20 protein-coding genes and 1 other annotated feature are annotated in these 20,082 nt (G+C 26.4%); of the genes, 7 read left to right on the plus strand and 13 right to left on the minus strand.

Annotation, left to right across the window (positions count from 1 at the left end; genetic code table 11):
* Positions 1–56 precede the first annotated feature (56 nt).
* Positions 57–479 carry a YaaR family protein gene (locus tag ACQRD5_RS00205; RefSeq protein ID WP_294170722.1) on the minus strand — a complete coding sequence of 141 codons (423 nt, stop codon included), beginning with the start codon at positions 477–479 and terminating at the stop codon, positions 57–59.
* Between the two features lie 142 nt (positions 480–621).
* Between ACQRD5_RS00205 and ACQRD5_RS00210 the strand changes: the two genes are divergently transcribed.
* Entirely contained in the window at positions 622–3,252 is a 2,631-nt protein-coding gene (locus ACQRD5_RS00210) for a calcium-translocating P-type ATPase, PMCA-type (protein WP_427746387.1), read from the plus strand.
* A 32-nt stretch (positions 3,253–3,284) separates the two neighbouring features.
* Here ACQRD5_RS00210 and ACQRD5_RS00215 read toward each other — a convergent pair whose 3' ends face one another.
* From ACQRD5_RS00215 to ACQRD5_RS00235, 5 genes are all read right to left on the minus strand, one after another.
* Positions 3,285–3,986, minus strand: a complete 702-nt coding sequence (locus ACQRD5_RS00215; protein ID WP_294169572.1) for an amino acid ABC transporter ATP-binding protein — start codon at positions 3,984–3,986, stop codon at positions 3,285–3,287.
* A gap of 10 nt (positions 3,987–3,996) precedes the next feature.
* The gene (locus tag ACQRD5_RS00220) at positions 3,997–4,638 is read right to left on the minus strand and encodes an amino acid ABC transporter permease (RefSeq protein WP_291628649.1); all 642 of its coding nucleotides are present in this window, start codon (positions 4,636–4,638) and stop codon (positions 3,997–3,999) included.
* Between the two features lie 32 nt (positions 4,639–4,670).
* Positions 4,671–5,477, minus strand: a complete 807-nt coding sequence (locus ACQRD5_RS00225) for an amino acid ABC transporter substrate-binding protein (protein ID WP_291628631.1) — start codon at positions 5,475–5,477, stop codon at positions 4,671–4,673.
* Positions 5,478–5,700: 223 nt separating this feature from the next.
* On the minus strand, positions 5,701–6,543 hold the full coding sequence (locus tag ACQRD5_RS00230) for a CvfB family protein (RefSeq protein ID WP_294167063.1): 843 nt from the start codon (positions 6,541–6,543) through the stop codon (positions 5,701–5,703).
* A gap of 14 nt (positions 6,544–6,557) precedes the next feature.
* Entirely contained in the window at positions 6,558–7,058 is a 501-nt protein-coding gene (locus ACQRD5_RS00235; RefSeq protein WP_291628635.1) for a gamma carbonic anhydrase family protein, read from the minus strand.
* A gap of 120 nt (positions 7,059–7,178) precedes the next feature.
* Between ACQRD5_RS00235 and ACQRD5_RS00240 the strand changes: the two genes are divergently transcribed.
* Positions 7,179–8,189: a histidinol phosphatase gene (locus ACQRD5_RS00240; protein ID WP_320900848.1), complete on the plus strand. Its 1,011-nt coding sequence runs from the start codon at positions 7,179–7,181 to the stop codon at positions 8,187–8,189.
* A gap of 56 nt (positions 8,190–8,245) precedes the next feature.
* Here ACQRD5_RS00240 and ACQRD5_RS00245 read toward each other — a convergent pair whose 3' ends face one another.
* Positions 8,246–8,581, minus strand: a complete 336-nt coding sequence (locus ACQRD5_RS00245) for a hypothetical protein (RefSeq protein ID WP_291628639.1) — start codon at positions 8,579–8,581, stop codon at positions 8,246–8,248.
* A gap of 252 nt (positions 8,582–8,833) precedes the next feature.
* On the opposite strand from ACQRD5_RS00245, the gene ACQRD5_RS00250 reads away from it, so the two are divergent.
* On the plus strand, positions 8,834–9,301 hold the full coding sequence (locus tag ACQRD5_RS00250; RefSeq protein ID WP_291628641.1) for an Lrp/AsnC ligand binding domain-containing protein: 468 nt from the start codon (positions 8,834–8,836) through the stop codon (positions 9,299–9,301).
* Positions 9,302–9,362: 61 nt separating this feature from the next.
* Positions 9,363–9,572, plus strand: a complete 210-nt coding sequence (locus ACQRD5_RS00255; RefSeq protein ID WP_291628643.1) for a DUF378 domain-containing protein — start codon at positions 9,363–9,365, stop codon at positions 9,570–9,572.
* A 34-nt stretch (positions 9,573–9,606) separates the two neighbouring features.
* Here ACQRD5_RS00255 and ACQRD5_RS00260 read toward each other — a convergent pair whose 3' ends face one another.
* The 4 genes from ACQRD5_RS00260 to ACQRD5_RS00275 all read right to left on the minus strand — a co-directional run bounded on the left by ACQRD5_RS00260 (position 9,607) and on the right by ACQRD5_RS00275 (position 13,874).
* Positions 9,607–10,755, minus strand: coding sequence for a DUF2334 domain-containing protein (locus ACQRD5_RS00260; RefSeq protein WP_427746413.1), 1,149 nt, complete (start codon positions 10,753–10,755; stop codon positions 9,607–9,609).
* Between the two features lie 39 nt (positions 10,756–10,794).
* A complete protein-coding gene (locus tag ACQRD5_RS00265; protein ID WP_427746388.1) occupies positions 10,795–10,953 on the minus strand; it encodes a hypothetical protein in 159 nt (52 codons plus the stop codon).
* Between the two features lie 94 nt (positions 10,954–11,047).
* Positions 11,048–12,796: a phosphoenolpyruvate carboxykinase gene (locus tag ACQRD5_RS00270; protein WP_291628647.1), complete on the minus strand. Its 1,749-nt coding sequence runs from the start codon at positions 12,794–12,796 to the stop codon at positions 11,048–11,050.
* A gap of 370 nt (positions 12,797–13,166) precedes the next feature.
* Positions 13,167–13,874, minus strand: a complete 708-nt coding sequence (locus ACQRD5_RS00275) for a lysophospholipid acyltransferase family protein (protein WP_294169740.1) — start codon at positions 13,872–13,874, stop codon at positions 13,167–13,169.
* 147 nt (positions 13,875–14,021) lie between these two features.
* Here ACQRD5_RS00275 and ACQRD5_RS00280 point away from each other — a divergent pair, with 147 nt between their 5' ends.
* Positions 14,022–14,900 (plus strand): ComEC/Rec2 family competence protein, encoded by an 879-nt coding sequence (locus ACQRD5_RS00280; RefSeq protein ID WP_427746389.1) that lies wholly within the window; start codon positions 14,022–14,024, stop codon positions 14,898–14,900.
* 70 nt (positions 14,901–14,970) lie between these two features.
* On the opposite strand, the gene ACQRD5_RS00285 is transcribed toward ACQRD5_RS00280, so the two are convergent.
* Positions 14,971–15,774, minus strand: coding sequence for a ribonuclease H-like domain-containing protein (locus tag ACQRD5_RS00285; protein WP_427746390.1), 804 nt, complete (start codon positions 15,772–15,774; stop codon positions 14,971–14,973).
* A gap of 360 nt (positions 15,775–16,134) precedes the next feature.
* Between ACQRD5_RS00285 and ACQRD5_RS00290 the strand changes: the two genes are divergently transcribed.
* The gene (locus tag ACQRD5_RS00290; protein WP_294362732.1) at positions 16,135–16,308 is read left to right on the plus strand and encodes a FeoB-associated Cys-rich membrane protein; all 174 of its coding nucleotides are present in this window, start codon (positions 16,135–16,137) and stop codon (positions 16,306–16,308) included.
* Between the two features lie 18 nt (positions 16,309–16,326).
* Here the strand turns inward: ACQRD5_RS00290 and argS are convergent, their stop codons facing one another.
* Positions 16,327–18,018 carry an arginine--tRNA ligase gene (argS, locus tag ACQRD5_RS00295; protein WP_427746391.1) on the minus strand — a complete coding sequence of 564 codons (1,692 nt, stop codon included), beginning with the start codon at positions 18,016–18,018 and terminating at the stop codon, positions 16,327–16,329.
* A 140-nt stretch (positions 18,019–18,158) separates the two neighbouring features.
* Positions 18,159–18,360: a binding site (T-box leader), on the minus strand.
* Between the two features lie 144 nt (positions 18,361–18,504).
* Here argS and ACQRD5_RS00300 point away from each other — a divergent pair.
* The gene (locus ACQRD5_RS00300) at positions 18,505–20,025 is read left to right on the plus strand and encodes a Ppx/GppA phosphatase family protein (RefSeq protein ID WP_294362736.1); all 1,521 of its coding nucleotides are present in this window, start codon (positions 18,505–18,507) and stop codon (positions 20,023–20,025) included.
* The last annotated feature ends 57 nt before the right edge of the window (positions 20,026–20,082 follow it).

Below are 20,082 nucleotides of genomic sequence, written 5' to 3' on the forward strand. Positions count from 1 at the left end.
TATTATTACTTAATAATATATTTATTTAGTAAACTTTTCAAGGTTAACTTTATAATTTACCTATATATATCCACTATTAAGCCTTGTATTTCATCTATTGATGCAGCTATATTTAAATTTTCCATCTCTCCCTTTAAAAGTGATTCTGTTAACTCCTCTAACTTTTTGTCTATTGTATCTACAGTTACGAAATACTGCGTTTGCCAAAAACTAATATCTTTTTTAGTATCATACATATACTTTAAGATTGATTCTAAATACTCTTTAATATTTTTTTTATAGGCAAGTACATCTCCATAAGTCTTAGTAATAACTAATCGACTTCCCTTTTTTTGAATATCTTCAATCATTTTTTTTAATTGTTCTTCAGATTTTCTATCTCTTGCCTGATTAAAACTTTGAGAAAAATCTTTTTTTTCAGAAACTATTTTTCTTTCTTGATTAATTATACTTTTTCTATTAACCCTTCCAATTTCCATAAATTTCACTCTCCTATAAATTATTATAACATTAAAAATTATTAAGCTATCACTTTTTATATGTATTATTATAAAGAAAAATAAATACAATATATTTATATAGGTTTTTCATAAATATATTTTGAAATTTGGAGGTATTTAAATGTGGTTTAACAAGAATTCTAAAGAAGTTATAAATGAACTGTCTACTGATTTAATAAATGGTCTTTCTTCTTCAGAAGCAAAATTAAGATTGACTAAATATGGATTAAATAAGATTCAAGGTAAAAAGAAAAAATCTATATTTCAACTTTTTTTAGCTCAAATTAATGATATTATGATTTATATTTTATTAATTGCCGCTATTATTTCTTTCGTTGTTGGAGAAGTTAGTGATTCAATTATTATATTAATAGTAATATTTATTAATGCCATTATAGGAGTTATACAGGAATCTAAGGCTGAAAAAGCATTAGAAGCATTAAAAAGCATGTCAACTCCAAAAGCAATTGTAAAAAGAGATGGTAATATTATAGAAATACCATCAGAAGAAGTAGTAATAGGAGATATTATAATTATTGATGCTGGAAGATATATTCCTGCTGATTTAAGAATAGTAGAAGCTGCTAATCTAAAAATTGAAGAATCAGCCTTTACTGGAGAGTCTGTCCCTTCTGAAAAAAATTCTAATACTATTACTGAAGGAAAAGATGTTCCTATAGGAGATCAGCATAATATGGCTTTTATGTCCACCTTAGTAACCTATGGTAGAGGTATAGGAGTAGTAGTTAATACAGGAATGAATACTGAAATAGGTAAAATAGCTAAAATGCTAGATTCAGAAGATGAAAATACTACACCTCTTCAAAAGAAATTAGCACAACTTGGAAAAATACTTGGTTTTGCTGCAGTTGGTATTTCAATAATAATGTTTCTAATATCTTTATTCCAAGGAAGAGATTTTTTAGAAATGTTTATGACTTCTATAAGTTTAGCAGTAGCTGCCATTCCTGAAGGATTACCAGCTATTGTAGCAATAGTATTAGCTCTTGGTGTACAAAGAATGATTAAAGAAAATGCAATTATTAGAAAATTGCCTTCTGTTGAAACCCTAGGTTCAGTTAATATAATTTGTTCTGATAAAACAGGTACATTAACTATTAATAAGATGACCGTAAAAAAATACTACGTAAATGGACAAATATATAATTTAAAGTCAATAGATATTAAAAATAAAGAAACTAAACTTTTAACTTATGGAATGATATTATGTAATGATGCAACCTCAAAGGATGGTGTTCAAACTGGAGATCCAACTGAAGTTGCCTTAATAGATGTTGGTAATAAAATAAATATATTTAAAGATGATTTAAATAAAGAATTTAAAAGAGTAAATGAAATTCCTTTTGACTCTGATAGAAAACTTATGACTACTGTAAATTCTTATGAAAATAAATATTATGTTTTTACTAAAGGTGCTATTGATAGCATATTAAAAATCTCAAATAAAATATTAATTAATGGTGAAATTAAAGATTTTGCTGATAAAGAAAAATCAGAAACCTTAAATGCTTCTAACTTAATGTCAGATGATGCATTAAGAGTTTTAGCTCTTGCTTATAAACCTATAGATAATGAACATGTTCCAATAGATGAACTTGAAAATGATCTAATTTTTGTTGGTCTTATGGGAATGATTGACCCTCCTAGAGAAGAAGTAAAAGGGTCTATAGAATTAAGTAAAAAAGCAGGTATTAGAACAATAATGATAACTGGAGATCATAAAAATACTGCTGTTGCTATTGCTAAGGAATTAGGAATTGTAGAAGATATTTCTCAGGCTATGTCTGGAAGTGAAATAGATAGCTATTCTGAAGAGGAATTTACTAAGATTGTTAATGATTTCAAAGTTTTTGCAAGAGTATCACCAGAACATAAAGTAAAAATAGTTAAAGCCTTTAAATCTTATGGAAACATAGTTTCTATGACAGGTGATGGTGTTAATGATGCTCCATCCTTAAAAGCAGCAGACATTGGTATTGCTATGGGTATTACTGGAACTGATGTTGCTAAAGGTGCTGCAGATATGGTGTTAACAGATGATAATTTTACAACAATAGTAAAAGCTGTAGAAGAAGGAAGAAATATCTTTAATAATATAAAAAAATCAATTATTTTTCTTCTAAGCTGTAACCTTGGTGAAATAGTTGCATTATTTTTTGCAATTCTACTTAATTGGCCTGCTCCTCTTTTACCTATTCATATACTTTGGGTAAATTTAATAACAGATAGTTTCCCTGCTTTATCTTTAGGTGTTGACCCTGGAGATAAAGGCGTAATGGATTTACCTCCTAAAGACCCTAAAGAAAGTTTATTTGCTGGAAGAGCAAGTATTTTATTAATATTAAATGGAATTCTCATAGGTGGTAGCACATTATTTGCATTTGTATTAGGAGAATATTTATCTCCTGACTCATTAAGACATGCTCAAACTATGGCTTTTGTTGTACTTAGTGTTTCACAACTCTTCTATTCTCTTTCTATGAGAAATGAAACTAAATCATTATTTCAAGTCGGTGTATTTAAGAATAAATGGCTAATAGCTTCAATATTATTTGGAATAGTAGTGCAACTAGCAATAATAACTATCCCATTTACAGCTAATATATTTAAGGTATATTCATTAGACTTTAAGGATTGGGGAATAGTAATATTAATTTCACTAATTCCTTTTGCAATTAACGAAATAGTTAAAATTTTCTTTAGAACTAATGATAAAAAAAGAGTTGCATAAGCAACTCTTCCTTACTTCTTCTCTATTCCATCCTAATTATCATTTTTAATTCTTTCATTATAAAAGTTTCCACTTGTTAATACTCCATTATTCATAGAGTAAATCTTATCTGCAACTTTCTCTGCAAAACTCATATCATGAGTTATAATTAACATACTCATTCCATCTTTAGCTAAAGATCTTATTAACTCTGAAACTTCTCCAGTTAATCCTGGATCTAAAGCTGATGTAGGCTCATCAAAACACATTAACTTTGGGTTTAAAGCTAAAGCCCTACCAATAGCAACTCTTTGTTTTTGCCCACCTGATAACTGATATGGATAACTACTTATCTTATCTCCAAGCCCTAAAAAGTTTAAAATTTCCTTTGCATTCTTAACAGCAACTTCTTCTGATTGTCCTAAAACTTTTTTAGGTGCTTCTATTAAGTTTTCTAATACACTCATGTGAGGGAAAAGATTAAAGTTTTGAAATACTAATCCAATTTCTCTTCTTGCCTCATTAAATTTATTTTTTTCTTCATATACTCCGTTTTTACATAAATATTTTTTATCTATTTCTATAGTTCCATTATCACAGTATTCTAGTCCATTTATACATCTTAATAATGTAGTTTTTCCACCACCAGAAGGTCCTACTATTACTACTACTTCACCAGAATTAACTTCTAAATCTATTCCTTTTAAAACTTCCGAATTTCCAAATTGCTTTTTTAATCCCTCAATTCTTAGCATAGTACTCCTCCTACTCATAATAATCAAACTTTCTTTCTATTAATTCTAATAATTTTGTTATTATTCCATTAAAAATTAAATATACAATAGCCACTACTACAAAAGGCATAATAGATGATATCCTATTAGATGCTATTTTAGCAATTTTTAATAATTCATCTAAACCTACAACATATATTAAAGCTGTATCCTTTACTAAAGTAACTACTTCATTTGCTACTGGTGGAAATATTCTTTTTAATGCTTGAGGCATTATTATTCTAAAAAATGTATCTTTCTTAGTTAATCCAAGAACCTCTGCTCCTTCAAATTGTCCTTTATCTATTGATAAAATACCTGCTCTAAATATTTCTCCAAAATAAGCTCCATAATTTAATACCATTGCTAGTATAGCTGCTGGGAATCTTGGAATATTTATATTTATTAATGGTAGTCCAAAAAATATAAATAATATTTGAAGCAATAAAGGTGTTCCTCTTAAAACTAACACATATATTCCTGTCAATGAATTAATTAACTTAATCTTAGATATTCTCCCAAGCGCAATTATTACACCTAAAGGTATTGATAATATTAATGTTATTGCAAAAATTTCAATTGTAACTTTTAAACCTTCTATTGCTTGAGGGAAAAAAGCTATTATTTCATTTATTAGTTCCAAAATAAACACCTCCTTGTTTTGAATTATTTAGCAATAATATCTTCGCCAAACCACTTCTTAGATATTTCTCCTGCTTTTCCTTCATTTATTAATTCCTTAAATGCTTTGTTAAAAGCTTCTACTAATTCTTTATCATCTTTTCTCATTCCTACTGCATATGCTTCTGAGCCAAAGTCTTCTTTTAATATCTTATACTTTTCAGCACCTCTTTGATTAGTATAATACTTAGCTAATATTTCATCAGCCACTACTGCATCTAATCTGCCTGCTTCTAAGTCCATTAAAGCTTCGTTGTTAGTGTCAAAAGTTATTATCTTACCATCCTTAAAAGATGCTTTTATATCACCATCAGCTTCTATAGCATCAACAGCGCTTGACTGATTTTGTGCGCCAACTACAGCCCCTGCCAAATCTGCTTTAGAATTAACATTAGAATCTGCTAAAGTAATTATAACTTGTCTATTGTTTAAATAAGGAGTTGAAAATTCAACCTTTTCTTTTCTTTCTTCTGTAACACTATATCCATTCCAAATAAAATCTATATTTCCATTATTAAGTTCTGTTTCTTTCATACTCCAATCTATTGGTTGAAGTTCTATTTCTTTCCCAAGTTTCTTTGATATTTCTTTTGCTAAATCTATATCAAAACCAACATATTCCCCATTTTCATCTTTAAACCCCATAGGTACAAAAGTATCATCAAAACCAAGTATTAATGTTTCTTTTTCTAGTGAACTTTCAACTTTTTTCTCACCACATGATATTAATGTAATTGGAAGTATTGACATTAATGCTATTGATAAAATCTTTCTCTTTATTTTTATATTCATATTGAATCCCCCTTAATATTTATCCCTTATTGCTTTTCTTATTCATTACTTTATCACAATAAAGTGATGAAGTCAACAAAATTTTATAAATTTTTTTTAAAATTTATTCACAGAATAATATTTTATGAATTCCTAGAAAATAAAAAAAGATAAGTATCATATTAGATATAACTTAATAAAGTCAACCTCATATGATATTTATCTCATTCAAATAATTAGTATTTTATTTTAATCTAGTTCCTTCTGTTTCTTGAATTATTTTACCTTCTTTCATTAAACCTCCAAGAGCCATTTTAAAGTAATTTTTACTTGTATTGAAAGTAGCTTTTATATCTTCTGGCTTAGATTTATCATTAAAAGGCATAAATCCACCATTTTTCTTTAAATACTTTAAAATATCCTCTTGAATTTTATCTCTTTCACTTAATCTTGTTTGTCTAGGAGTTAATCCAATTACTCCATCTTCATATATTCTTTTAACTCTTAGCTTCATTTCAGTTCCTGGATATATTTCTGTGTAATATTCATTTGGTAAAATTAATCCCCTATATTTTGAATCAATTGCAATGTGTACTGTTCCACCTTGAGTTTTACCATATACTTGACCTACTACTTCTTGCCCAACCTTATATTCTTTACCTTCTTCAATAGCATTTAAAATATAATCTTCAACATCTGTAGTTGCAGCTATTCTATCTGTTTTATCTAAATAAATGTAAAATAAATATTTGCTTCCTGTATGTAATTTATATCTTTGTTCTTTTAAAGGTACAAATATATCTCTATCTAGTCCAAAGTCTATAAAAGCACCAAATTCTGTTTGAAAAACTACTTTTAAATAACCGACATCACCAACAGTAACTAAAGGTTTCTTAAAGGTTGCAATTGGTCTATCCTTTGAATCTCTATAAACAAAAACATCTAATTTATCACCTATATTAATTTCTTTTCCCTCTGTCATTGACTTAGGTAATAATACATCAGTTTTACCTTCATCTCCTAAATAGTACCCAAATTCTTTTTCTCTTTTAACTTCTAATAAGTTATATTTTCCTATATTAATCATTTTACCTCCTGATTTTATAAGTATCTCCTGCTAATTTCCACATAATTTTTTGCAGACTGCTCTATATTCTTAATTTCATCTTCTGTAAGCTTTCTTACTACCTTAGCAGGACTACCCATAATAAGTACTCCTTCTTCAAATTCCTTATATTGAGTTACTAAAGATCCAGCCCCTATAATACTATTCTTTCCTATTTTTGCTCCATTTAGTATAATTGATCCCATACCAACTAAAACATTATCGCTAATAGTACATCCATGAATAATAGCTCTATGACCTATAGTTACATTTTTTCCTATATAAGTTTCACAAGGAAAATCTACATGGACAACTGAATTTTCTTGAATATTAGTATTTTCTCCAATATAAATTTTATTCATATCGCCTCTTATAGTAGTTCCAAACCAAATATTAGCATTCTTTTCTATTACAACGTCTCCTATTATATCAACACTTTCTGAAATATAGCAAGTCTTATCAATTGATGGTTTAATTCCATTAAAATCTAAAATCATTTCTACCCCTCCATATTATTTTATTTAAAGTTATTTTATCACTACTTAATATTATTGTCATTATTTATACTTGTTAAATACTATATATATAATATAACAATTTATTTTAAGGGGCTTAATTTGGGAAGAAAAAAGATTAAAGATATAGATAACTTCGATAAAACTAATATCAAATATTACTATGGAATTTCAAATTACGATACAATTTATTCAACTGGCAAAGCTTCTCCTATAGAAGCATATGAATATGCATATAAGATTGGATTAAATTTTATGTTTACAACAGATTATAATTACTACCTTTCTAATGAAGTATATTTAAAAGAAAGTAAATACTCAAAATTTCAAGGCAGTAAGATTTATGCAGCTAGAATAAGGAAAAAATACACTGATTTTATCCCTCTAGTGGGCTTTAAATGTAGCACTAATTCCTATGGTGATATAAATATTATTAATAGTAATAACTTTTTCACTAATATACTAGGAGATTTTAAAATTCTAGCATTATGGATGCTTAATAACATAGATGCATTTATAACATTCAGTCATCCAAATAAAAATACTAAATTACTTCCTTATAATGAAGTTTTAAACAAACTTATTACATCCGTAGAAATTAATGATAAAATACAAAAAAATGATAAATATTACTATAGCTTATTAGATTCTGGATGGCTGTTAGGTGCTATAAGTAACTATACTAATACTTTACTTAATTTAAGTGATTCTGAAAACTTAACTGCTTGCATTTGTAATACCCTCTCAACTTCAAATATAATTTCAGCTTTCAGAGAAAGAAGAACTTACTCAACTGAATCTAGATATCTTAAATTTTACTTTACAATAAATGATAAGTTTATGGGTGAAGAAATTTTTATATCCTCATCTAAAATAAGATTTATGATTTTTGCTGAAGATATTAAATACAAAATTAAAGAACTTCAAATAATAAGTAATAACGGAAAAACTATTAGAACAATTGAAAACATTAATTTAAATAGCATTAAATATTTATACGAACATAAGAAAGAAAATAATGAAACTTGGTATATTATTAAGATAATTGAAGATGATAATAGAGTAGCATTTAGCTCTCCAATTTTTATAAGTAACAATAGCCAAATAAATTAAATAAATAAACATGACATTATTTTAAAGAATGCCATGTTTATTTATTTTCAAAGCTTTTATTTTTTTTGATTTTGAATATGTTTTGCTCTATTTGGTTTAGCTTTAGGCCTAATCTCAATTTTCTTTTCCTTTTTCTTAGGTCCACCTGTGCTCTGAATATCTATAAACCACATAAAGAACCAAATTGTAAATATAGCAAATAACATAGTTATCCAAGGATTTTCAGGTTTAACAATTACCTGAAGCAATAATAAAGCTACAGATATTGCAAATATAATCCATTTGTTTACTCTTACTTTTGAAAATATATACTTTCTTCCAAATGTGAATGATAAAACCATTAATCCGATAGTAATAGCAATATATGCTATATAAAATAATAGGCTGTTCACAGTATAACTCCTCCTTTGAAAGCTTCTTATTATATATTAAAAGAAACACCTTATCTTTTCAATATAATTTAATATATATTTACTATAAATTAACTAATTATGTTATAATTAAAAATTTAATAAAGTAAAATTTAGTAAAATAATAATTATTACTAATATTTTTGTTAAATTTATTAAAATACCCTTCTAATTTAAATAATTATTTGATAAAATATATTAAGAAATTAAAAAATGTCAAAATGAGGTGATTTTATGAGTATAAACCTTACTAATCAATTAGATGAATTAGACTTTCAAATATTAGAATTATTAATAAAAGATTGTAGAACTCCTTACTTAGAAATAGCTAGAATATGTCATGTTAGTGGTGGTACTATTCACGTTAGAATGAAAAAAATGGAAGAACTAGGTATAATAAAAGGTACAAGAATCCTTTTAAATTTACCTAAGCTTGGTTATGACGTATGTTGTTTTGTTGGAATATATATAGACAAAACTTCTTCTTATGACTTAGTATTTGAAGAATTATCAAAAATTAAAGAAGTTGTAGAGTTACATCTAACTACTGGTACTTATAGTGTTTTTGCAAAAGTTGTATGTAGAAACATTTCTGACCTTCAAAACATATTATTGAATAAAATAAATCCTATTTCTGGAATACAAAGAACTGATACTATTATTTCTTTAAATCAACCTATAGACAGAAATATTACTATATAACGCATAAATCCTATTTCATTGGTTATACTATTATCATAACCAATAAAAGGGAGGATTTTTTATGAAGGTATTAGATTCAATTGTTCTTATCTTAGTTATTATCGGAGCTGTTAATTGGGGATTAATTGGATTTTTCCAATATAATCTAGTTAACAATTTATTTGGCTTTATGCCTGCTTTAGAAAGAATAATCTATGCATTAGTAGGTATTGCTGGACTATATTCACTTTCATTTTTCGGAAAAAACAGATATATTAGTTCAAATGAATAACATAAATATAAAGGGAGCATTTTAAATGCTCCCTTTATATTTCTCTAATATCACTAAATTTATAACCTAAATCATTTACTAAATTAACTATTTTCTTTAATATAGAATCTTCCTTATAATTATGTAATATTCTCCCACTATCCCTTACCCAAATGTCTATGCTTTTAATTTCTACAGTTAAATGATAAAAGAAGCTTAGTTCTCTACTATTATCATTTTTCTTTATTTCATTTATAATTCTTTCTCCATTATCATCATCCACATAGCCTAAAGGGGTTGGAATATATTTAGAATATTCATTATTATGACTAGTTATAATTTTTTTATTATAAATTCCTATAGCCGGTTCATATATTATTTTAAAATATTCCTCAAATATAGCTTGTTGTTTAGGTGTTGTTTTATAGTGTGGTGTTTCCCAATAACTTATGGGTATATTAATATCCTTTGCTACAGTTAATGCTTTTTCAACTCTATTCCTAATATCTTGTGGATTATTATATCCATTATCACCAAATTCATAACCAACCACACTATTGCTATCTTTATATTGATGAGTATAACCATGTATTCCTACTGAACCACCTCTATTCACAATATAATCTAATGTGAAAACAAAATTCGCATTTTTAATTGTTTCATTCTTAGAAATATCATTGTCAATATTACTATCTCTATTTATATATCTAGGTATCCAAGAAACACTAAAAGCTTGATTATTTTTATTCATATAATCAGTAACTAATCTTATCTTTTCTAATGCTCCCTTAGAAAGATAAACATCTCCTGCTGTAAAATCTTCAAATCTAATATAAGCTTTCTTATCATTTTTATTTTCCTTATAAGTTTTAATATGCTTGTCTATTTTATTGTCAATATAAATTGTATCATTATCATAGTTCCAAAAAGTAGTAAGATTAAGTATTTCACATAAATCAAATAAAGAAATATAGTATTCTCCATTTTCTACGAATAAATCACCTCTTAAAGGAATTTTATTCTTTTTCCTTTTAAAGGACTTTTCATTTACATCAATAGTAACTTTATCATTAATTATTATATTATTATCTTGAACTACTTCTTTGGAGTTAAGTTTGTTTACAATGTCTTTTAAACTTACATATATTCTATTATTTTTATATATAAGTTTATTTTCCAAATTAATTTTTTTATTTTCGTAAATAAAGTTTAAATTATATAGAACTTTTTTCTAATGTCACTTTCACTTCTTTTTTTCATTTAACTTTCTAACAAATTCTTGTCCTTGTGTATTGTAATATGCTTTATTTACAGCAAGACTAATATATGCCGGAAAGTTAAATAATGAAATAATAATGGAAAATGCAACTATGTTAGAAAACGTTTTTATTTTTCTTTTCACTTAAATACACCTCCTAATATTAATATATTAATATATTAATATTATTATTGTATACCTAATAAAGCCTACTTTTAAAGTAGGCTTTATTAATTATTTATTTAATTTTTTTTATAATATCAAATAACTCTATCGCAGCTTCTCTTGGTCCCTCTTTTTCTTTTCCTTCTAAAGCTAAACAAGTCTTAATTTGTCCAACTTTAACAGTTCCTTTAAACATGTTATCAAAATATTTTTCTATTAATTCATTAGTTTCTTCTTGCTTTTGAGCTGGTCCAAATGGATTGGCAAAGAAGCTTTCAACTAATCCTTTTTCTGATGTAGTTCCTTTAGCCATTCTAGCCCCTGCCTTAAAGACCTTTATTGCTTCTTCTGGAGTTTTAAAGTATTCAATTGACTTTTCTCCATCTTTTACTTCTGTATAGTTATTTGCATAAAGGAATAAATCAACTTCATATCCCTTAACAATTTCTTTATATGGCGCAACAGGCATTACTAATCTTGCATTAATTTTATCTGGATTCATAAATATACTTCTATCTATTTCCTTAAAGGCATATCCTTGATCCAAGTCATCTAGCCTTACAAAAGCACCTATTTCAGTTCCATATCCATAAATTTTACCATCTATTTCTTTAAAAGTTCCCATATCATCAAAAATAACAGTCATATCACTAATATAGTCCTCACTTAAAGTTCTAAAGGCTTCTAAGCTTTCTGACTTACCTGCTCCACTATCACCCATAATTACTACATTAGCTGTTTTTCCATCTTTAAGTTCGATATTAACCATAGCTCCGTGTATTGGTAAACATCCTCTCTTAATCATAACTAAGTTATGAAGTGTTAATGTCATTTTCTTCATATATCCAAAGTAATCTATTTCTTCTGAGTGATTAACATATCCTAACATAATATCATTTTCTTTATCATCGTAGAATACAGTTTTCTTTTTACCACTATTATCATTAGCACCAAATACATAAACTAAATCTGGTTTCTTACCTCTATATTCCTCTAATCTAGCCATTTCGAATAAATTACATAATGTTATTCCATGTTGCATAAAATCTCTATGGAAATAAATAAATGCAATTAATTCTCCTACCTTAGCTGGATAACAAAACCAATGATCTTTATTTAAGTAAGTATGAAGTAATGGATTTTCATTTACTTCAGTAAACATTCCACTCCTTGTATTTTTCTTAGGATATGTTATGAATGGAGTTTCTAACAATATACTATCTATAAATTCAATATCTTCAAGAGCTTCATATCCACTTGGTAATGGCCATAAAACTTTATTAATTATTACTGAAGCATTACCTCCAACTGGAATTTGTCTAAATACATTTGGTTTATAACCTAATATATTTTTCTCAATTTTTCTATATAATTTCAAGATTAAGTTAGATAATGAAGAATTTGCTTGAGTAAAACTAACTGCTGATAATCCATCCTGTAGCTTATTACTGTGTATAATAGTATATCTTTCTAACCTTCTCCAGAATAAATATAAATCTTCAATTAAAGCTATAAATTTGTCTTTATCTGAAAATAAATCTTTATATATAGGATTAGTTTCAACTATTTCCTCAACATTCATAACAGTAAAATACTTAAATATCTTAGTTAAATCAGCTGTTATTACACTTACATCTTCTGTCTTTAAGCTATCTTTTAAATATCTCCAACTTAATGTTACTTTTTTCTTTGATTTTTTTAAATATGTTTCAATTGTTTTACTAAACCCTTGACTTTCAACTAGTTCTTCAAATGTACTACAATATTTTGCAGTAAAATTAATTAATACCTTATCATTGCTTATAGAAAATTCTTTACGCATGTTTTGCCCCCTCTTTTTGAAATATACTTATTTATAAAATTTCATTTTCCTCTTGTTTTTTTATATTATAACACATAATATGCAAGTTTCGGAAGAATGTTTTTTCATTTTTTTTATAATTTATGATTTTTTAATATTAACACAAAAAGTAAACGTAATCATACCTATTTATAAAAATATTTTTTATAATTTATCAATATTACGAATTTTTTAAGGATTATTCTCATAATGTTTTATACTTATGCGAACCTTATATATACTGATTATATTATTGTTCATATTATTAGAATATCTTTAAGTAAAGTGTAAGATATAATTATTTTTCCAAAAATAAAGGAGCTATAAAAACAGCTCCTTTATTTACTATATTTTAATGAAGATTCTTTAATACTATTCCTCTAACCTTTTCCATTAATTCCTTTTCTTCTTCCCTAGTTAAATTTTCAGTATATATAGGTTCTCCAAAAGTAACAGTAATATCTATAGGTTTAAATTTCCTATCAATTTCATAAGCTCTATATGCACCATTTATTGAAACTGGAACAACAGGTGCTTTAGCCATAGTTGCAAGCTTAAGACTTCCTTTTTTAAATTCTCTAAGCTTTCCATCTTTACTTCTAGTACCTTCAGGAAATATTGCCATGCTATATCCATTTTTTATATTATTGGCACCTTCACGTATAGCTTTAATTGCTTCTCTAGCATTTTCTCTATCTAATGGAACACAATTATAATTCTTCATCCAATATCCTAATATCGGAGTTTTTACCATTTCTTTCTTAGCCACAAACCCCATACATTTACCAGCTGAATCAATTAATAGTGGTATATCTAATATACTTGTATGATTTCCTATATAACAACATGGTTCATCCGGTATATTTTCTTTACCAATAACAGTTACATTCATATTTAATGCTTTATGTATTGTATACCTTGCCCAGTCTTCACCTACTTTACCACTATAATCAATGGCAGCCCTTTCTCCTTTAGTTTTAAGTATATACCAATGTTTAATAGCTTTACACTGCATAAATAACATATAAAATCCATAGTTTATAATTTTATAAAACTTCATACAACCCACTCCCTGCATTATATTTTTTCTTTCTTTATTATAAATGCTAATTTTTCTTTCTTCAATTATATTTTTATTATGTATTGTCTATAATAAAAATATAAAATAGCTACTTATTCTATAAATTTATTTTATAATGGAGATTAAATGATAAAAAAATTTAAATTAATAAATAAAATTAAAAATATACTTATACCAATTTTAATATTTTTTTCACTCTGTTTATTTAAAGAACTTCTAAACAACAAGAGCTTTTCAATTAATCCTAACGAAATGAAAATTCACTTTATAGATGTTGGACAAGGAGATTCTATATTAATCCAAGTTAATAATAAGAATTTACTTATAGATTCTGGTTCAAAAAGTGAGAAAAAGAAATTAGAAAATTACTTAAAGTCAATTTATATTCCTCAATTTGACTATATAATCGCTACACACCCACATGAAGATCATATTGGAAATATGAATTATATTATTAATAATTATAAAATTAATAATTTTTATTCCCCTAAAATTCAAAGTAATACAACAGCCTTTGAAAGTATGGCAGAAGCTTTAGCTAGAAAAGATATTAAAATTAAAACATTAAAAGCTAATAATAATAATAATAGCATAGACCTTGGAGACAATACTTTAGTTGAAATTTTCTCTCCAAATTTAGATAGTTATGATAACTTAAATAATTACTCACCTATAATTAAAATTTCTTATGGTAATAATTCTTTTTTATTTACAGGAGATGCAGAAGAAGATGTTGAGGGAGAAGTACTTAGTAAATCTTTTAATTTAAAAAGTGATGTTTTAAAAATTGGGCACCATGGCTCCTCTACTTCAACTAGCAAAAATTTTTTAGATAGGGTAAATCCTGGAATAACTATAATATCAGTTGGAAAGGAAAATAGTTATGGACATCCATCTAATAAAACCTTAGAAAAAATTAAAGCCACAACTGTCTATAGAACTGATATAAATGGATCTATAGTTATTACTTCTGACGGGCAAACATTAAAATCTTCTTTCAAATGATAGATGCTCCTAAATACTTAGGAGCATCTATCATTTAAGAAGACTTTCTTAAATTAATATAAATTTATATTTATTCTCCTACTGCATCTTCTTGGTTAATTAAATTTTCTTCATTTTTCATTTCATTTATATCTATTATTTCACCATTAACAGTATCTAAGATTTCCTCTTGTACTTCTTTGATCTTAGTAGGCTTCTCGCTTTCATTAACTTCATTTAAATTATTTTTTTCATCATTATTCACATAAGATTTCCAAAGCATATATATATTATATAGATTAGTTACATCCTGTTCATTATATAATAATATTGTTTCTATTTTTTCCTTAGGCATCCTTAATATATAATCTTTATCTTTTAGTACTTTATTGAATGTCTTAGCAAGATTTGATCCACTTATGACTTCCCCTTCTCTATGAATATTAAAATCTTTTTCTAAATTCTTTAGGCCTATAGAATGTTTCATTTCTTTTTCATACTCTCTTTGAATATCTATATCTTCAAACTCTTTAGAAAAATTTAATTCAATTCCATATTTCTTAAATAAATAATTAATTACTGTATAATCATTATTTCCAGAAAAGGTGACAATAGCTTTTTTTCCTTTACTTTTCATCTTTAAAAAATATTTCTTTGCTAATTCTAATATTTGTATTGATTCATATTTATTTTCAATCATATACTGTGTTACAAATAGCTTACCATTTTCAAATACACAAGCACCAAAAACTCCTATACATTTGGGCTTTTTATATACATAATGTTCTAAATCAAAAAAAATAAGCTCTTCTGGTTGCCTACTTATATTAGCTGTTTTAAGCATAAATTCTCTGTTTCCAGAGTCTACCTCTATTATATTCTCTCTAATAATCACATTACCACTCTTTCTTCCTTATCATTATCACCTTTTAATTCCTTAATTTATCTTATAACATTATACCACCTTTTATAAGAATATAGAATAAAATTATAAGGCACTTTGCTCATATAACAGATATTATATAAATACAACACTTTATAATTACATAATATTATGTAATTTTTATTATGTTCATATAAATAGACATTAATTAATAAAAATTTTTACTTTATCTTATATATATATTTGACTATTATTTCGCACTTTGCTATTATTAAATTGTGATAATGATTTTCAATATTGATTTAATTATAAATATTATAGGTATATATTCTATACCATCTTTAATTAAATATTATATAAGAAGGTGTTTTAATGGAAATAATAATAACTTTAGTAATTGTATCTTTAGCAACATATATATTATTTAATACTTTTCACAATACCTCTAAAGGTAGCTGTAACTGCAAAAGCTGTTCTGACCATTGCCCAATGTACGAAGATAAATCTAATATACTAAAGATAGAAAAGGTTAAAAAAAATGCATAGCCATTGCTATGCATTTTTTTACATTTTATCTACTACTTCTATTCCAATTAAAGCTAATGAATTCTTAATTACTTGACATGTAGCTTTTACTAAATTAACTCTAGCTTCTTTTAAGCTATCATCTTCTAAATTTAATACTGAATGTGCATTATAGAATTTATTAAATAGTTTTGCAACTTCTATTGCATATCTTGTAATTATAGAAGGTTCTAATTTTTCTGTTGCTAAATGAATTTGCTTTCCAAAGCCTTCTAATGATTTAATTAGTTCAAACTCTTCCTTAGTATTCAACTTAGAATAGTCTGCAACTCCCTTTAATTCTCCAGCTCTAGTTAATATACTATTTGCTCTTGCATAAGAATATTGTACATAAGGACCTGTTTCACCTTCAAATGAAAGCATTTCCTTCCAATCAAATACAATGTCTTTTTCTCTTGAATTCTTTAGATATGTAAAGACTATTGCTCCCACACCTATTTTCTTTGCTACTTCTTCTTTATTATCTAAATTAGGATTTTTTTCATTAATAACCTCTAAAGTCTTATCTATAGATTCCTTTATTAAGTCATCTAATAATATTACTTCACCTTTTCTTGTTGAAAGCTTTCTATCAGCAAATTTAACTAATCCAAAGCCTACATGAACACAATCCTTAGCCCATTCATGTCCAGCAAGTTCAAGCACTTTAAATACTTGCTTAAAATGTAAAGCTTGAGGTGTTCCAACTACATATATGCTCTTATAGAAATCATAAGTTTTCTTTCTATACATAGCTGCTGCTAAATCTCTAGTTGCATATATTGATGCTCCATCACCTTTTAAAACAATGCATGGTGGCATATTGTAATCATCTAACATAACTACTTGAGCTCCATTACTTTCAACTAAAAGATTTTTTTCTTTTAGCTCCTCAACTACTACATCCATCTTATCATTATAAAAAGCTTCCCCAGCATATGAGTCAAATTTAACATCAAATATTTCATATATTCTTTCAAACTCTTTTAAGCTTAAATCTCTAAATCTCTTCCATAAAGCTTCAACTTCTTTATCACCTTGTTCTAAAGCTTTAAAATATGTTCTTCCTTCATCTTCTAAAGCAGGATCTTTTTCTGCTTCATCATGGAATTTAACATATATTCTTAATAATTCATCTATAGCATTTTTTTCTAAAGCCTCTTCATTTCCCCATCTTTTATATGCGGAAATAAGCTTTCCAAATTGTGTTCCCCAGTCACCTAAGTGATTAATTCCTTCTACAGTATATCCTTCCTTCTTAAAAAGCTTATATAGTGAATTACCTATTGCTGTAGTAAATAAGTGTCCTACATGAAATGGTTTTGCAATATTAGGTGATGAATATTCTACACATATAGTTTTCCCATTTCCAATATCACTTGAACCATAATTTTCACCTTGAGATAAAACTTTATCTATAGTATTTTTAGTAAACTCACCTTTGTCAACAAAGAAATTAATATATGGTCCTATATTAATTATTTTTTCAAAACCTTCATCATTTATTTTTTCTTTTAATTCTTCAGAAATCATATTTGGAGCTTTTCTAAAAGCTTTTGCTAATTGGAAACATGGAAATGCATAGTCTCCCATCTCACTTTTAGGTGGTATTTCAATTAACTTCTCAATACTTTCAATATCCATATCTACATGGTTACTTATAGCTTCAGCAACTTTCTTCTTATAATCCATTTTTATCCTCCTTACAATTTTAAGCATATTATAGATTTTCCAATCTTATAGCTGAAAAGATAAAGTTCTATATTTTATTCTTGGAAATATATTATGTAATATTATTTCCTAAAAAAATAAAAAACCGCCTCTTAAATATTATAAGAGACGGATAAATCCGCGGTACCACTCTGATTGCAATAAATGCCACTCAATGCTTTAACGCAGCAAACGAACTATCCTACTTAGTTTCAGTAGTTATCTCCAAGGCTCTCTTCCTATTATTCTATCTTATAAGGCTTGCACCATCCCTTACTCGCTAAAAAGACTCAAATATAGTACTCTTCTTTTCATAGATTTTAATATCTTCTTATATAATATCAACATTATACATAAATGAAAGATTTATTGTCAATACAAATTAGCTAAGCTTCTCTATACTTTATTAATATAAATGTTATAATATTTTATATAAAATATTTTTTAGTTTTTTATTAAGGAGTTATTATGGATAGAATCGGTATTATTGACATAGGCCCAAGCTCTCTTAGACTTATGTTAACTGAGGTTAATAAAAATGGATACTTTAAAATAATTGATGAACTTAAAACATCAATTAGGTTATGTCATGACTTAGTTAAGGATGATGGTATTTGTAACGAAAATTTTACTACTATACTTTCTACTTTAAAAGCATATAAATCATTATGTACAGTTTCTGGTGCAAGCAAAATTTTTGCCGTAGCAACTGAGTCTTTAAGAGAAGCTAAAAACAAAGATATATTGTTACCTCTTATAAAAAAAGAGTTAAATATAGACATACGAATTTTAAGCTGTGAAGAGGAAATACTATATAACTTTCTAGGTGTAAAAAGAAGCATATACATAGAAAATTCTCTTTTAGTTGAAGTAGCTGGAACTGATACTCATTTAGCTTGGGTTAAAGATAATAAGATAATTAAAAGTATAACCTTACCTATAGGTAGTGTTAACTTAAGTTATAAATTTGAACTAAATGATAGAATACTTCCTAATGCTTTAACCAGTACCTTTGAATATTTATATGATTTACTTGAAAGCATTCAATGGCTAAAAGAAACAAAATTTGAATCTATAATAGGAATAGCTTCTACCATAAGAACTATCGGTAAAATAGATAGAGTAAGAAAAAGATATCCTCTTGAAATAATTCATAATTATGAGCTTACGGATATTGATGTTAAAGAAATTTTTAATTTATTGAAATGTAAAGACTATAAACAAAGGCAAAAACTTGATGGAATAGATCCAGAACTTGCAGATATTATAGTTGGAGGTACTGCAATTTTTAAAAAAATTGCTAATATGGTGCAATGTAGTAAAATAATTATTTCTGGAAGAGGCTTACGTGAAGGTTTACTATATGAATATTTAAATGAAAATTATTCACTAGAAAAAGATATATTAGATTATAGTATTAATGGGGTATTAGACACACTAAATGGAGATAAAAGTCATGCTAAAAACGTATTTAATATAACTTATTATTTATATAATGCTTTAAAAAGTATACATCATTTAGGTGATGAATTTTATCATATTATAAAAACTTCATCAATGCTTCATGATTGTGGAATAAGTATAAATTATTACAGTCATCACAAGCACTCTTTTTATATAATTTTAAATTCCTCAATTAATGGACTTACTCATAAAGAACTACTTATGAGTGCTGCTATTGCTGCATCTCACAGATTTAATAGTTATCAAACTCCAATATCACCATTTTCATCTATAATAAATCAATTAGATTTAAAAACAATTAAATATATTGGTGCTCTTGTTAAAATTGCTGAAGGCTTAGATAGAAGTTTAGCTGGTGCAGTAAAAAATCTTAATGTTTCTTTTGATGAAGATAAGGTTATCATAAATGTATATTCTAATATAGATGTTGACTTTGAAATTCGTCAAGCTTTAAGAGCTAAGGAAATATTTAAAGAAGTTTATGGAAAAGATTTAGTTATTATAAGCTGTAGCAACAGTATCTAATTGAAAATTTATAATGTAAAATTATTTTAGGGGCTGCCTAGGCAGCCCCTATTTAAA

This window comes from Clostridium sp. SGI.024 (assembly GCF_050315195.1).
GTDB lineage: Bacteria > Bacillota > Clostridia > Clostridiales > Clostridiaceae > Clostridium.